Annotated in this window: 13 protein-coding genes and 1 pseudogene; all 14 read left to right on the top strand. The window is 44.9% G+C overall.

Annotation, left to right across the window (positions count from 1 at the left end; genetic code table 11):
• The first annotated feature begins 89 nt into the window (after positions 1-89).
• Positions 90-416 (top strand): hypothetical protein, encoded by a 327-nt coding sequence (locus QUA57_RS25960; protein ID WP_333064555.1) that lies wholly within the window; start codon positions 90-92, stop codon positions 414-416.
• A 319-nt stretch (positions 417-735) separates the two neighbouring features.
• On the top strand, positions 736-6,747 hold the full coding sequence (locus QUA57_RS25955) for an AAA family ATPase (protein ID WP_333064554.1): 6,012 nt from the start codon (positions 736-738) through the stop codon (positions 6,745-6,747).
• Between the two features lie 5 nt (positions 6,748-6,752).
• A complete protein-coding gene (locus tag QUA57_RS25950; RefSeq protein ID WP_333064553.1) occupies positions 6,753-7,385 on the top strand; it encodes a response regulator transcription factor in 633 nt (210 codons plus the stop codon).
• Positions 7,386-7,777: 392 nt separating this feature from the next.
• Positions 7,778-8,242, top strand: a complete 465-nt coding sequence (locus tag QUA57_RS25945) for a cupin domain-containing protein (RefSeq protein ID WP_333064552.1) — start codon at positions 7,778-7,780, stop codon at positions 8,240-8,242.
• A gap of 26 nt (positions 8,243-8,268) precedes the next feature.
• Positions 8,269-8,448 carry a DDE-type integrase/transposase/recombinase gene (locus QUA57_RS28800; protein WP_445251985.1) on the top strand — a complete coding sequence of 60 codons (180 nt, stop codon included), beginning with the start codon at positions 8,269-8,271 and terminating at the stop codon, positions 8,446-8,448.
• A gap of 155 nt (positions 8,449-8,603) precedes the next feature.
• Entirely contained in the window at positions 8,604-9,665 is a 1,062-nt protein-coding gene (locus QUA57_RS25940) for an NAD(P)-dependent alcohol dehydrogenase (protein ID WP_333064551.1), read from the top strand.
• Between the two features lie 388 nt (positions 9,666-10,053).
• Positions 10,054-10,629: a TMEM175 family protein gene (locus QUA57_RS25935; protein ID WP_333064550.1), complete on the top strand. Its 576-nt coding sequence runs from the start codon at positions 10,054-10,056 to the stop codon at positions 10,627-10,629.
• A 336-nt stretch (positions 10,630-10,965) separates the two neighbouring features.
• The gene (locus QUA57_RS25930; protein WP_333064546.1) at positions 10,966-11,535 is read left to right on the top strand and encodes a DsbA family protein; all 570 of its coding nucleotides are present in this window, start codon (positions 10,966-10,968) and stop codon (positions 11,533-11,535) included.
• Positions 11,536-11,822: 287 nt separating this feature from the next.
• On the top strand, positions 11,823-12,722 hold the full coding sequence (locus tag QUA57_RS25925) for an alpha/beta fold hydrolase (RefSeq protein WP_333064545.1): 900 nt from the start codon (positions 11,823-11,825) through the stop codon (positions 12,720-12,722).
• A 280-nt stretch (positions 12,723-13,002) separates the two neighbouring features.
• On the top strand, positions 13,003-13,833 hold the full coding sequence (locus QUA57_RS25920) for an oxidoreductase (RefSeq protein ID WP_333064543.1): 831 nt from the start codon (positions 13,003-13,005) through the stop codon (positions 13,831-13,833).
• A 10-nt stretch (positions 13,834-13,843) separates the two neighbouring features.
• Positions 13,844-14,035, top strand: a complete 192-nt coding sequence (locus tag QUA57_RS25915) for a hypothetical protein (RefSeq protein WP_333064541.1) — start codon at positions 13,844-13,846, stop codon at positions 14,033-14,035.
• A complete protein-coding gene (locus tag QUA57_RS25910; RefSeq protein WP_333064539.1) occupies positions 14,010-14,228 on the top strand; it encodes a hypothetical protein in 219 nt (72 codons plus the stop codon). Before QUA57_RS25915 ends, QUA57_RS25910 begins: the two co-directional genes overlap by 26 nt.
• A 247-nt stretch (positions 14,229-14,475) precedes the next feature.
• Positions 14,476-15,036, top strand: a complete 561-nt coding sequence (locus QUA57_RS25905; RefSeq protein WP_333064538.1) for a nuclear transport factor 2 family protein — start codon at positions 14,476-14,478, stop codon at positions 15,034-15,036.
• 218 nt (positions 15,037-15,254) lie between these two features.
• Positions 15,255-15,601: pseudogene (locus QUA57_RS25900) on the top strand (helix-turn-helix domain-containing protein); the annotation flags it as partial.

The following is a 15,601-nucleotide window of genomic DNA, read 5'->3' as shown; positions in this document are numbered from 1 at the left end:
CACGCTAACTTACTCTCCATTTTTGGAAACAATACCTAATTTACCAGGGTTTGAGCCTTAACTGAACCGTATTGGCCTATAAACAGCGGATGGGAATTGAAGAAATGTTGCGAGATTGTAAGAGTGGGGGCTACAATATAGAATGGACTGGTTTAAGGGGAGAGCGACTCGTTAAAATTATTGTGTTAATGGCGATCGCATACCTGGAGGGGATATTTCAAGGAACTCAAATTCAGAAAAATCAGGCACAAAAATATGTATCTCGCCGCTCAGAGCGGAGCCAAACCTACCAGATACGGAGTATATTTGGCATTGGTCAAGATGGAGAACTGTGGGTAAATTATCTCAAGCGACATTTTGAATACGTACAGGAATTAATTAAGTTAACTCGAAATAAACGACGCTTTTATCAATAGGAAATACGCGGTACAAGCCTTATTTGCTCTATTTCCTAAGCCTTTTTGTCACCCCCCCCAGGTCTGTCTTTCTAGTTTTAGTTTTTTTTCTGAAAGTATAATATCCAGTAAGATTGTGAGCAGCATGAACTGAGCATGGGTCGGTTGTTTTTGTAAGTGGGTTGGATAGAATGTTGGTAACATTTTTTTGGGATAGGCTAGTGTAACAATTTGGCTGCCTATTTTTTTTAGCATAATAGGACTAAATCTTTACTCCATCAGGGCTTCTGGCTGGTTGTCACCCCCCCCAGACCCTATCGTACTCATGGAAAAAAGTTGTATGGTTGCTCTACCAGGAATTACTATCCAAAACAAAATATACGAAAGCTCTAATTCTCTAGTGTATCGGGGCATCAGCGTCCAAGACGATCAAGCGATCGTCATAAAAATGCTCAAACAAGATTATCCATCTCCTCAAGAATTAATCCGCTACAAACAGGAATATAAAATTACCGGCTCCCTCAACCTGCAAGGAGTGGTCAAGGCATACCGTCAGCAAGACTATCAACGCACACTCATTATTTTCTTAGAAGACTTTGGCGGAGAGTCCCTAGAGCAATGGAGGCACAAGCGTCCAGAGAACTTCTGCCCGATGCCCTTATCCACGTTTCTGGGGCTGGCGATCGACCTCACAGATATTCTGGGCAAAATCCATGCCACCCATGTCATTCATAAGGATATCAACCCTGGAAACATTGTTTTCAATCCAGATACTGGTGTCGTTAAAATTATTGACTTCGGAATTGCTACCCAATTTAACCGCACGAATCCAACGTTCAAAAGCCCTCATGTTCTAGAAGGAACCCTCGCCTACCTCTCTCCTGAGCAAACCGGGCGTATGAACCGTTTCCTCGATTACCGCACCGATTTTTACTCGCTCGGTGTGACGTTCTACGAGCTTTTAACTGGACATCTGCCGTTTCCCACAACAGACACCCTTGAGCTAGTCCATTGTCATATTGCCAAACAGCCTATTCCACCTCACGAACTGAAAGTAACGATTCCCAAACCCGTTTCAGATATTATTTTGAAACTGATGGCGAAAAATGCTGAAGAGCGTTATCAAAGTGCTTGGGGAATCAAAGCCGATTTAGAAATCTGTCTTCGTCAGTTCGCAGAAACAGGTCAAATTGATACCATTCAACTGGCGCTTGAAGACGTTTCGGATCACTTTCAAATTCCCCAAAAACTATATGGACGAGAGCAGGAAGTTGCACTGTTATTAGCTGCTTTCGTTCGCGTAGGATGTCCAGAGTACAATCGCGTCGCTGCTTTACTCAACAATACAGAAACAAAATTCAAAGTCGAAATGATGTTGGTGTCTGGCTATGCTGGAATTGGCAAGTCAGCGTTAGTGCAGGAAATCTATAAACCAATCACCCAAAAGCGCGGCTATTTCATCTCTGGTAAATTCGATCAATTTGGGCGCAATATTCCCTACAGTGCGATCGCCCATGCCCTACAAAAATTGGTGCAACAACTGCTGGGTGAACCAGACGAGCAGTTGAAACAGTGGCGATCACGTCTCCTCACAGCCTTGGGAAGCAACGGACAAATCATCATTGATGTGCTCTCTGAAGTTGAATTAATTATTGGCAAGCAACCGCCTGTACCGGAAGTTGGAGCAACGGAAGCTCAAAATCGCTTCAATCGAGTCTTTCAGCAGTTCATTCGGGTATTTGGTTCAGCAGAACATCCCTTAGTGATCTTTCTGGACGATCTTCAATGGGCAGACTCAGCAACACTCAACTTGATCGAGTTGATAATGACGGATGCCCAGATGCAATATCTGTTTCTGATTGGAGCCTATCGAGATAATGAGGTGAACTACTCACATCCACTAACGATAATGCTGGAGGGACTCAGAAAAGAGGGAGCAACTACCAGCCAAATTACGTTAGCACCGTTGGGACTAAACGCGATCGCACAACTGATTGCAGACACATTACACAGTGACATCAGTACAATCATCTCACTGGCAGAATTAGTATTGCGGAAAACAGGCGGAAATCCCTTTTTTGTCAATGAGTTTCTGAAAATGCTCTCTGCAGAAAACTTGTTAAGCTTCGACCTTGAAAATCTCAGTTGGCAATGGGATATTACTCACATTGAAGGCAAGAACATTACCGATAATGTGGTGGAGTTGATGCTTGGGAAACTGAAAAAACTGCCTCAAGCCACCCAGCAAGTTTTACAATTCGCCGCTTGTGTTGGTGCTGATTTTGATTTAAGCACCCTCTCTATCATTTGTGAAATCTCATCTGGGGAAATTTTCCCGCAACTAATAGCAGCGGCTCAGTCAGGTTTAATTGTGCCGACATCCCAGTTAGATGAACAACTCTTGGTTCAGGATTACAAATTCTTGCACGATCGCGTCCAGCAAGCAGCTTATGCCTTAATCGATGAGTCGCACAAAGAAGTTGTTCATCTCCAAATTGGTCGCAATTTACTCGAAAAGACTTTGCCGGAGCGAATATCAGAGCGGCTATTTGAAATTGTCGATCATCTTAATTATGGGATTGAGCTTGTCACCGATCGAGCAGAACGAGATAAAATTGCCAGATTAAATTTAATCGCAGGTCAGAAAGCAAAAGCAGCGATCGCTTATGGTGTGTCAAAACAATATTTAGCTACAGCAAGAGTTTGGCTGGCAGCATCTAGCTGGCAAACAGATTATGACCTGAGCTTAGAATTGTACGCAGAAATAACAGAAGTCGCGTACTTGTGTGGCAATTTTGAGCAGGTGGAGGACTGGGCAGCGATTGTTCTGGAGCAGGCTAAAACGGTTCTTGATAGCGTGAAAGTATACGAAGTCAAAATTCAAACTGACATGGCACAAAATCAACCGTTAGGAGCAATAAACACTGGATTACAAGTGTTGCGCCAACTGGAAATTTGCTTTCCCGAACAGCCAAGTCAGTCAGATATTCAGCTTGAACTAGACGCAATCTCATGCCTTCTGAGGGAAAAATCGATATTTAACGACAAGCCGCTTCGTGTTTGCGAGGAGTGGATTCATCTGCCAGAAATGTGCAAGGCGGATAAGTTAGCAGCAATGAGAATACTATCCAGAATTACTATTGCGGCCTGGATTGCTATTCCTAATTTAATGCCGCTACTGATATCTAAACAAGTAAGCTTATCATTTGAATATGGAAATGCCTTTGTGTCTCCCTTTGCTTATGCCAATTTTGGATTAGTTCTGTGTGGAAATCTGGGAGACATCGAGACTGGCTACGAGTTTGGAAAGTTAGCGTTAAGGCTATTGTCATCACCTAAGTCTCATTCACTTAGAGCTAGAACATTGGTCATTGTGAATACCTTCATCATTCATTGGAAAGAGCATGTAAAAGACACATTACAGCCTATTTTAGAAGCCTACCGAAGTGGGCTAGAAACCGGAGACTTAGAGTTTGCCTCCTATGCTGCTCACACTTATTGCTTTAACTCCTATGTTGTCGGAAATGAACTCGTAGAGGTTGATCGCGAGATGACAATATACAATGCAGCAATCCACCAACTTAAACAGGAAACAGCACTAACCTGGAATCTGATATTTCAGCAGGCGATCGCAAATTTGATGGGAGACTCGGGTGATCCAACTCGTCTAGTGGGCAAATTTTACAATGAGGAGAATGGATTACCAAAACATGAAGCAGCAAATGATGAAAGTGCAATTTTTAATGTCTATTTCAATAAACTTTTGCTGTACTACCTCTTTTCGGAGTATGCTCAGGCTGTTGAAACCTCAACCATAGCAGAACGTTATTTGATCATAATAACAAGCTCCCCTCTTGGTCCTTTCTACTGCCTCTATGATGCTCTGGCAAGACTTGCAATATACCCTGAAAGTAGTACGCAAGCACAAGAACAAATTCTCCAAAAAATTGCGGTAAATCAGGAAAAAATGAAGCAGTGGGCACATTACGCGCCCATGAATTATTTACATAAATATCATTTAGTAGAAGCCGAGACTGCACGAGTTTTAGGCCAATTGTTTGAAGCCGAAGAGTTCTACGAACAAGCCATTCAAGAAGCGAAAAAAAATGGCTATCTTCGAGAAGAAGCCTTATCCTATGAATTAGCTGCCAAGTTTTATCTATCTCGTGGCAGGGAAAAGTTTGCCCAAACCTATATGAAAGAAGCTCACTACTGCTATGAACGGTGGGGAGCAATGGCAAAGGTCAAAGATTTAGAAACTCGCTATCCACAACTATTACCTCAGCCGTCGGACATGGGTGACATATCAAACGGCACAAATTCTAAAACCACCTCTCATAGTCCCGGCATCGCTTTCGATTTAGCAGCGGTGATCAAAGCATCACAAGCGATCGCTAGTGAAATTGAACTGGAGCAGTTACTCAATTCCTTGATGAAGATTTTAATCAAAAATGCTGGCGCAAAAACCGGATTGCTGATTTTGGAAAACGCAAAACAATGGGTCATTGAAGCTTGTGGTGAACTAAATGACGGTGATGGTGAAAATGTCTATGCTACGAAAGTGCTGCAATCGATTCCAACTGTAAATCGCCTTCCCCAGTCAGTTATTAACTATGTTATTCGTACTCAAGAATATATCATTTTAAATGATGCAGCTCATGAAGGTAATTTTATCAATGATCCATACATCCAGCACAATAAAACTCAATCAATTTTATGTTTGCCACTTCTGAATCAAAGTAAGCTAGTTGGCGTTTTGTATCTTGAGAATCAGTTAACGGCTGGGGCATTTACACCAGAGCAAACGCAAGTTTTACACCTATTGTCAACTCAAGCAGCCATTGCGATCGAAAATGCCAGGCTCTACTCAAAGCTCCATGAGAGCGAAAGTAAAATGACTCAATTTATGGAAGCAATGCCAGTTGGTGTTGCAGTTGTAGATACATCGGGTCGTCTTTATTACTTTAACCAGCGAGCAACTCAGCTATTGGGTAAAGATATTGATCCTTCTGTGACACCCAATCAACTTGCAGAAGAGTATCAAATTTATCTAGCTGGAACGGATCAAAAGTATTTAGCTGAGAGAATGCCAATTATCCGAGCGCTAAAAGGTGAACGTATTAGAGTTGATGATATAGAAATTCACCGCAATAACGCCACGATTCCCCTTGAGGTATGGGCAACTCCTGCCTTTGACGAGCAGGGAAATGTGACTTATGCGATCGCCACCTTTCAAGATATTACCGAGCAAAAACAAGCCGAGAAACTGTTAGCCGATTACAGTTGCACCTTAGAGCAGCAGGTTGCCCAACGAACAACAGCTTTACAGAAAAGCGAAGCCGAATTGCGCGATGTCTACGACGAGCTTCGCTTACGAGAACAGGAATTACGACTGATTACGGACGCTATCCCTGTTTGTATCACATATATAGATTTCAACCAGCGTTATCGGTTTGTCAACCGCACCTATGAGGAATGGTTTGGTTGTAGCCGAGGTGAGATTTTGGGCAAGCATATTTGCGAAAACTTGGGTGAGGCAGCTTATCAAGTTGTACAACCGTACATCAATCAAGCACTGGCAGGGCAAGTTACAACCTATGAGTCAGAAATTTCCTGTGTGTTTGGCAAAAAATATATCAATAATTCCCTCATCCCTGATTTCGATGACAATGGTCAAGTAAAAGGATACTATGGGTTAATCACAGACATCAGCGATCGCAAACGTGCCGAAGAAACTTCAATTTTAGAAGAACGCAACCGCATGGCACGGGAAATTCATGATACGTTAGCTCAAGCATTTACAGGCATTTTGGTTCAAGTTGGTGCAGCCATCCAAGTGCTAGAGGATGATTTAGAAGGAACACAGGCACATCTGGATATAATCGATGAATTGGCACGAATCGGGCTGAGTGAAGCTCGTCGCTCAGTCACTGCACTCCGCCCTCAGTTGTTAGAGGAAGGCGATTTATCTAGCGCCCTCAATCGTCTTGTAACGCAAATGAGATCTGCTACCGATGATACTGTTTTGATCTACGAAATTCAGGGTACAGCCTATTCTTTACCCGCCGAAGTGGAGAATAACTTACTGCGAATTGGGCAAGAAGCATTGACAAATGCAATTAAATATGCAAAAGCTGACGAAATTCGCCTTGAGTTAGTCTATGAAGATGCACAATGTAGTTTGTGCATCAAAGACAATGGACAAGGCTTTGGCGTAGGTAGTATTCCCTCGGTTGGCGGATTTGGATTGTTGGGAATGAGCGAACGAGCAGAGCGAATTGGAGCGCAATTGAGAATAGAAAGTCAACTAGGGCAAGGAACAGCAATTATTGTCATCGTCAATCGAGGATGAAAACTATGAGCAACCAATCCAGTACAATTCGCGTTTTAATTGTTGACGATCACTCCATTGTGAGACAAGGATTGGCAACCATCATTAACCGCGACCCAGAAATGACGGTAATTGCTCAAGCAGAAGATGGACAACAGGCGATCGTTTGCTTTGGCGAACATCAACCGGATGTGACTTTGATGGATTTGCGAATGCCGCAGATAGGAGGAGTGGAAGCTATTACTGCGATTTGTGCCCAATTTAAATCTGCCCGAATTATTGTGCTAACAACCTATGATGGCGATGAAGATATCTATCGCGGATTGCAGGCAGGTGCGAAAGGCTATCTGCTCAAGGATACAAAACCCAAGGAACTTCTCAATGCCATTCGCATGATTAATCGCGGTCAGCAGTACATTCCGCCAGAGGTAGGGGCAAAGCTAGTGCAGCGCATGAGTAATCCAGAACTGAGCGATCGAGAGCTAGAGGTACTGGGTTTAATGGGGCAAGGAATGAGTAATTCAGATATTGCAACTGCTCTAACTATTGGAGAAAGCACTGTCAAATCCCATGTCAATCGCATTCTCAGTAAATTGGGAGTAAGCGATCGCACTCAAGCCGTGATTATTGCGGTCAAACGTGGGATTGTCACTTTGTAAGCTGTGCTTTCGGTTAACTTTCGATTCCAACTTTAGTTGGAGATAGCCTTCCATTGTGAGATGGGTTATGAGATCGTCCATGCGATTCAATAAAATTGCCAACTGTGAGTGGACGACAGCCCAGAGTCGATTTTCTATATTAAATTTATGCAAACACCTATAGCAATTGGGTTGCAAGATTCAAGTTTGCTGAATACAGATCGCACACAGAGGAATGTAGGCGTAGTCGAATCCAGGTATCACTTGCAATAAACATACTTTTTCTCAGAAACACCGTTAATTATTTGTCCCTCCTTCAAGCCAGGATCGTAAACCGAGTAGAGGGCCGCAATTATCGCTGCAAATAATGACGTGCTTCGATCCTCAATCCCACAATTATAAGAGGTAAAACGATGAACACCGCATTGAGTAAAAACAAAGTTGCAATTGTCAGCCGGAGCGAAGACCTCAATTGGTTCGATACAATGCCTGGTGAGCAAATGGCTATCCACGTACATAGCAAAGATGTCGGCGGGGCTTTCACAATCCTCGAAGTGCGTACCCCACCGTTCTCAGGCCCGCCTCTTCACTATCATAAAGAGAGGGAGGAGATATTTGAAGTAATTGAAGGCAAATTTCGCTTTCACTGCGCGGGTGAAGAGTTTGAGGTTGGACCTGGAACATCAGTTGTTGTACCCCGTAACAGCGTACATGGATGGGTGAATCTTGGACCCGGAGAGGCTCGGATGCTTTTCCTCTTTGTACCCGGCGATATTGAGGAATTCTTCCCCCAAATAGGTCAAACGCCGCCTGCTGGTTGGACTGAGCTTTCATCTCAGCATGACACTTGGATTGTTGGAGAACCCCTCTCCGTTTAAGCTCCATCTTCCAACGCTGCTACTGGATGTGCACTGAATTACAACAAAGCAAATATTTGAATAACGTGATTGAGCAGGATCATCGAGCGTTCAAGCGAATTGTGAAGCCAATGACGAGATTCAAAACATTCAGTAGTGCGAAACGAATCTTGAGTGGAATCGAAGCAATGAATATGATGCGAAAACGGCAAGTGCAAGACATCTAACAAGGAAAAAAATGTCTCTCAAGCCAGATTTATCGAAGCAATCTCTGGAGTGAGTGCTTAAAAGAACGCAAACGATCAAGTTGGTTTGTTATTAAAGGATTTTTGCGACACACCCAATATATCGTTCCTCCGACAAACAAGTAAGGAGACACACCATGCGAGCAGCACGAATGCACGGTTACAAGCAACCCCTTGTCCTCGAAGATGTCCCGATCCCAGACTTCGGGGCCGATGAGGTGCTACTCAAAGTCACGGCTGCAGGCATGTGCCGAACCGACGTGCAACTGGTGGACGGGTACTTTCGGCAGTACGCTGAGCTAACCTTTCCCACGACACCCGGCCACGAAATCGCGGGTGAGGTGCAGAATGTTGGAAGTAGGGTGTCCAAGTCGTCCGGACTTCAGGAAGGCGACCAAGTGGTCATTGTGGGCGGTTGGGGCGACGGGACGTGCCGGCACTGCCAGCAGGGCAATACCCAAATCTGTGCACATAGAAATTGGCCTGGGTTCGGTCCGTACGGCGGTTATGCAGAATACGTACCCGTCCCCCCCAGGTACATCATCAAGGTGGACAAGCGCTTCGGACTGAAAGCCGAGGAACTCGCTCCGCTCACCGACGCCGGACTAACGCCATACCGCGGCATCAAGAAATTGCGCGACGCTGGTGCTCTCGGACCGAACCGTATCCTGGCAGTTTTTGGAATCGGCGGACTCGGTTGCTACGCTGTTCAGTACGCAAAGTTGCTCGGTGGCGGCGCGACGGTGGTTGCCTTCGCCCGCAATGAAGAGAAACTTGCCGTAGCCAAGGACTTCGGGGCCGATCATGCCATCAGTACGAAGGGCAAGTCGCTCGATGACGTTCGCAAGGAGTTGAGCAAAGCCACAGGTCAAGGTGAGGTCGATGCAGTTATTGATTGCGCTGGGGTCGAAGAAATGATCCGGTTGGGATTCGAGCTGCTTTCCATTTCCGGTCATTACTCGTCCGTGGGACTCGTCGGAGACAAGATCAGCCTGCCGCTCTTTCCTTTTGTCGGTCGCGAGCACACCTACCACGGCTCTTTCTGGGGCAACTACAACGACCTCAGCGAGGTGATTTCACTGGCGCAGCAGGGCAAGATCCGGCATGCCGTCAAGACTATTCGCTTCGACGACATCAACGAAAACATCGACCTCCTGCGGACGGGTAACATCATCGGTCGAGCCGTTATCAAATACTGACCGGCTCTGCTGCCCTGCGAACGCATGTGCTCGCAGGGCAGGATATCGAAGTAGTGTTGGCGTTTAAGCAGTCAAAGCAATCCGAACCAAGCGCTGCCTCCGACCCAGCCGATAGGTTTTTCAGAGTTCGTGGCTCGTCGAGGGTTCAGGCAGGTGAGCTTGATCGTTAATAGATATGTTGCTTTATAACGGAAAAAATCGCTGGAAATCCCACGGTGCAAGGATTACAGCCATCGATGTAAAAAAGTCCGAAAGCCTTGCTACGGTTAGGTTTCATAGCTTTTTCCAGCTTATAAAGCAACAGGTCTGATGATTACGAGCGATTCTACTCGTAAGCTGTCAGCAGCAAAATAATCTTTGAACTAAGCAAAAAGGAGCCTGTATACAGATGGGTAAAGGGAGGTTAGAAACATTTAGCGATGGTGTGATCGCTATTATTATCACCATTATGGTATTGGAATTGAGAGCGCCCCATGAAGCCAACTTAACTGCCCTGCGTCCCCTCATCCTGGTGTTCTTGAGCTATGTGCTGAGTTTTATTTATCTCGGCATCTATTGGACCAATCACCACCATTTATTACAAGCATCTCGGCATGTCAGTGGTAGCGTCTTGTGGGCAAATCTGCATCTGCTGTTCTGGTTGTCGCTCATTCCCTTCGTCACGGCATGGGCCGGCGAGAACCTCTTCGCCACCTTGCCAGTTGCCTTTTATGGCACAGTGCTGTTGTTTTCGGCGATCGCTTACTACATTCTTACCCGCACCCTCATTGCTTGCCACGGTCAAGATTCCGCTCTTGCAGTTGCGCTAGGTCGAGACTTTAAAGGCAAGATATCAGTGATGATTTATGCCCTAGCAATTCTGCTTTCCTTTGTAAACCCAGAACTGGCTTGTCTGCTATATGTCCTAGTTGCAATCATGTGGCTTATCCCCGACCGCCGTATTGAAAGGGCTTTAGCTTCGTAAAGAATGCAGATCTCAAGGAAAGTGAGCGCTAGCTAGTTACTACTCACTAAATCGAAGCGAAGTTAATTGATGGTTAAGTCGCAACTGGCACCTGCATCCACTGAGGGAGAACTCTAAATTTCGATGGGTGTACCAACAGACATCTTTACGGCAGTCTAGAAATTGGGTGGTAGTGCATAGTAATGGTAAAGATTGTAGGGAGGCATTGCAATGATGTATACAACGTATATACAAGGGTTTCAAATAACGCATATTTAATTTTTAGAGATGCCTAATGTAGGCTTAGCCCACTGTAAGTATCACTTGCGGTAAACATACTTCCCCTCGGAGGTTTCAGTGAACAATGACCCTAAACACCGCTTATTATTTGTCCCACCTTCACCCCAGGATCATCACCAGGGTATGTTAAGAGCCGCCGTGATACTGGTGATGTATGGAGATTATCAATGTCAAGAAAGTGCGGATGTTTATCGGTTACTGAAAGTCATTGGGCAACAACTAAGTATTGCGTTGGGAGAGGATTATTTGTGCTTTATTTTTCGTCATTTTCCGCAGATCCAAATTCATTCTCAAGCTCTACGTGCTGCTGAAGCTGCTGAAGCTGCTGCTGTCCAAGGTCAGTTTTGGCAAATACATGATATTTTGTTCCTCCATCAACAACAGTTAGCAGATGGTTATTTAGTAGAGTATGCCAACGATCTAGGACTCGATATCTCCCAATTTCTGCACGATATGTTTAAGCATATACATCTTGAGCGCATCAATCAAGATATCGAAAGTGGCGTTCACAGCGGAATAACGGCTACCCCAGCTTTGTTTATTAATGGGATTCGGTATAGCGATCACTGGAATTTCGCTCCGTTAATAACAGCCATTACTACTGCAAATAATTTACCTCACCAATGAGACAGCAATAAAAATAAATTGCTGAAGGAGAACTAAACATGATGCAATGTCCTGAAAAAACACAACCGCTCAATGTTCTCGATATCAGTCATCAATTTGCCTACTAATTTGCCACAACAGCCGCAGGGCGCGATTTTAATGATAGCAACCGTCCATGTCGATAGCGATATGACAAAGATTTAAAGCGCTCTAAAAGTGGATATATCGGGCAATAACAAAGGATGTAAGAAACTCGGTTCAAAACAGAACAGCAATCTTCAACAAATTTACTAACTTCCACAGCAGCTATGCAAAGAAAAACCAGTTTTGAAAGTAAAGGTCTAAAGTGTTCGGTCACCTTTTATACTCCGGATAAAATCGCATCTGGCGATCGCTATCCCGCAATTGTTATGGCTCATGGAATTGGCTTGACCAAAGAGATGGGGCTACCTCAGTTCGCTGAGTTATACGTTCAAGCTGGGTTCGTCGTCACGCTGTTCGATTATCGCTACCTCGGTGCTAGTGAGGGAGAACCTCGTGGGCAAATTATCCCTACCGAACAGCAGGAAGACTACCGCAATGCCATCACTTGGACTCAATTACAAAGCGAAGTTGACCCTGAGCGTATAGGTGTTTGGGGCTTTTCTTATAGCGGAGGTCACGCGCTGCATTTGGCCGCATTTGATCGGCGCGTGAAAACGATTGTGGCACAGATGCCCCCAGTGAGTGGGTTTCTCAACTCCCGCCGCCTGACCTCCCCACTTGAACTCGAAGAACTCACGAAACTGCTTTCACAAGACCGGGTAAAACGGTATCAAACCGGAGAGCTGAGCTACTTCCCACTGGTTGCCCCGCCCGGTCAACCCTCCTTCCTGGCGACACCCGACGCATTCACTTGGGTTGAATTGGCTAAAAACGCGAGCGAAGGAAGATGGGAGAATAGACTCACCTTTGAATCGATTGAACACTGTCTCTATTACGAACCGATTCCTCACATCGAGGCAATCTTTCCCACCCCGCTATGCCTGATTGTGGGCGAGAAGGACTTTCTTGCACCTGCCGACTTAGCCGTCGCTGTCTATGCGCGGGCGATGGAACCGAAGTCTCTTACAATCTTGAAGGGCGGACACTTTGATGCCTTCCAAGGAGAGGGCTTCGAGATTGCAAGTACAACTGCCTTGAGATGGTTCGAGAAATATTTGAAATAAACCTGAAGCACTTGTTTTGTAACCGAGTTGTGCCTTCGGATGAATGTTGATTCCAACTTAAGTTGGAATCACACTACCATTTTTAGATTGACTAATTCATCACTCATTCTATTGTCTAAAACTTTCAACTCAGAGTGGACGACAAGTTCGAGTCAATTTCTTATATTGAATTTGTGCAAACACCAATAGCAAATCAGTTACAAAATTCAAGTTTGCTGGATACGAGATATTGCATATCGAAGCTTTGCTACTAACCCTAAGAATTTTCAGGAGATAAATCATGACTCAAAGAACATGGCTCATTACTGGTGCTTCACGGGGCTTGGGTGCCGAGATTGCGAAAGCAGTTTTGGCAGCAGGTGACAGATTAATTGCCACTGCCCGTAATCAAGCTGATTTGCAACAGTTTGGTACCAACAAAGACGCATTAGTGCTGAGCATGGATGTCACCGATGAGGCTCAGGTAAAAGCAGCGATCGCCACAAGTCTAGAAAAATTTGGACAAATCGATGTGTTGGTCAACAATGCGGGATTCGGTTTGCTAGGATCTGTCGAAGAGTGCAGTGCCGAAGAGGTTGAGAGCGTTTATCGCACCAATGTCTTTGGGCTGCTGAATGTCACCCGTGCTGTGCTACCCAGTATGCGTCAGCACCGCTCTGGACACATCATTAATATGTCCTCGATCGGTGGCTATCGCTCCTCCCCAGGATGGGGCATCTATGGCTCAACCAAGTTTGCCATCGAAGGCATTACCGAAGCTCTGCATGGCGAGTTAGCCCCGTTGGGGATTCACGCGACAGTGGTTGAGCCAGGATACTTCCGCACCGGTTTTCTTGATGGTAGTTCGCTACGTCCGAGTGCAGTGCAAATCCCTGATTATGCCGAGACGGTCGGGAAAATCCGTGACGTGGCGGCTGGACTTAACTACCAACAGCCAGGAGATCCTACTAAGCTCGCCCCAGCCATTCTTCAAATTGTCAACGCAAACAAACCACCTCTGCGGTTACCTCTAGGCACAGATACACTTCAGACAATAGCCGAGAAGAACGCTTACGTCGAGCAAGAGACGGCAAAATGGCGAACTCTATCTGAGTCTACCGATTACAGATAAGGAGTGGAAGATGGAGCCCTTATCAACGATGCACGCGCTGGTTGTGGATGATTTTCAAACTGCGACATTTCGCACGAAGGTTCACTGGCTGAGCTTGCTACCGTTGATGCTGACTTACTGGCAAAAAAACCGACCACCCTTAGTATGCATGAAGTGGCTGCCTTACCTTGGTGTTTTTGACTGCATGGGAAGGACTGCTTGATCGGGCGAATGTACGCACTGTTCAGAAAGTGCTGATACTCGGAGGCTCTGGCGGTGTAGGTCATGTGGCTGTACAGATTGCCAAAGCGCGTGGAGCCAAAGTGTTCGCCGCTGCCTCGATTGCCAAGCACGACATAGTGCGACAACTCGGTGCTGGATACAGGTATGAATTCAAGATTTCGCAATTGCTATAAACCCTCGGAGGGTGAGTTTTGTAACTTTCGATAAAAGTTGATTCATACCGTGAATCAGCAAGGCCCCACAAACCGATTAGTTGCGCCCAGTAGTTCATCTTCGCCATTTCACTTTAGGTACTGCACTAGCCGCCCACGAAGCAGGGGGAGCAGAGACGGCTGTTAGCAAAATCGCGATCGATTTATAAGTGTAGACATTGAGTCTTGTTTGCAATCTCAAGCTTTAAGAAAATTCCAAAGAGGATTTATGAAAAAACAGACCACAGCCACCTGCCGTAGATTACTAATTGGCTTTGGCTTAATGATAGCCGCCACAGTGTCTCTGTCCTGTGTTACAAACGACCGAAAACAAGAAGATATTCCCATGATTGTGCAATCCGACGAGAGCAAGAATAAAGAGATAATACGCGAAGGCTTTGCCAAATGGGCAAAAGGCACTGGCAGTTTCTTCGACCTGCTAGCTGATGATGTGGAATGGACGATTACAGGCAACAGTCCCATTTCCAAAACCTACACCAGCCGCAAGCAGTTTTTGGAGGAAGCAATAGTACCAATCAACGAGCGATTGGGTGTGAGAATAGTACCCAGTGTACGAGGCATTTATACCGAGGACGACATGGTAATTGCCTTATGGGATGGAAGAGCTACAGCCAAAGACGGCAAACCCTATACCAACACCTATTCATGGTATATGACCATGAAAAACGGGCGTATTGTCAAGGTAGTAGCATTCTTTGATACCATTGAGCTTACCGATATTTGGAAACGCATTCCTGTAAATAAAAAGAATTTAGGACTTACGCATTGACAGAATAACAAAATATTGCATTGATAAATATGGGTCGTTTACTTTCTAGGTATCGGACAATCAGAGAAATTACGCTTACCATCAACAGCATAATGCAATCTAGACCTCTACACCTTATTTTTGCTGTCAGAGCCAAAGTTTGGGGGGTGCAGTCGGCTAAGCTGTTCTGCATTTAAATAGGGTATAATAAAAAATTATTTAAGTCAATAAATACAAAAATGCCAGCCAAAAACCATCTCAATCCCAAACAAATAGAGAAATTACAAAAAGCCTTGAAAGAGGAAAAAAATGCAAATATCAGAGAAAGAGTTTTGATATTATTATTGCTCAATGACGGTAAAACACAATCTAAAATCGCTGAATTTTTGGGTGGTTCAGTAAACAAAGTATCTTACTGGTCTCTGAAAGGAGACCCAGACAATTTAGAAAGCTTAATAGATGAGAGGATGAAGGGAAATCCCAAAAAAGCCACCGATAAATATATAGAAATATTATTAGAAACCCTAGAAAAAGACCCTCAAGAATTAGGATATAATTTTGGACGATGGACAGCGCAGAGATTAGC

This window comes from Microcoleus sp. Pol7_B2, assembly GCF_036701035.1.
Taxonomy (GTDB): domain Bacteria; phylum Cyanobacteriota; class Cyanobacteriia; order Cyanobacteriales; family Microcoleaceae; genus Microcoleus.
This window is presented reverse-complemented; position numbering and strand designations above follow the sequence as displayed.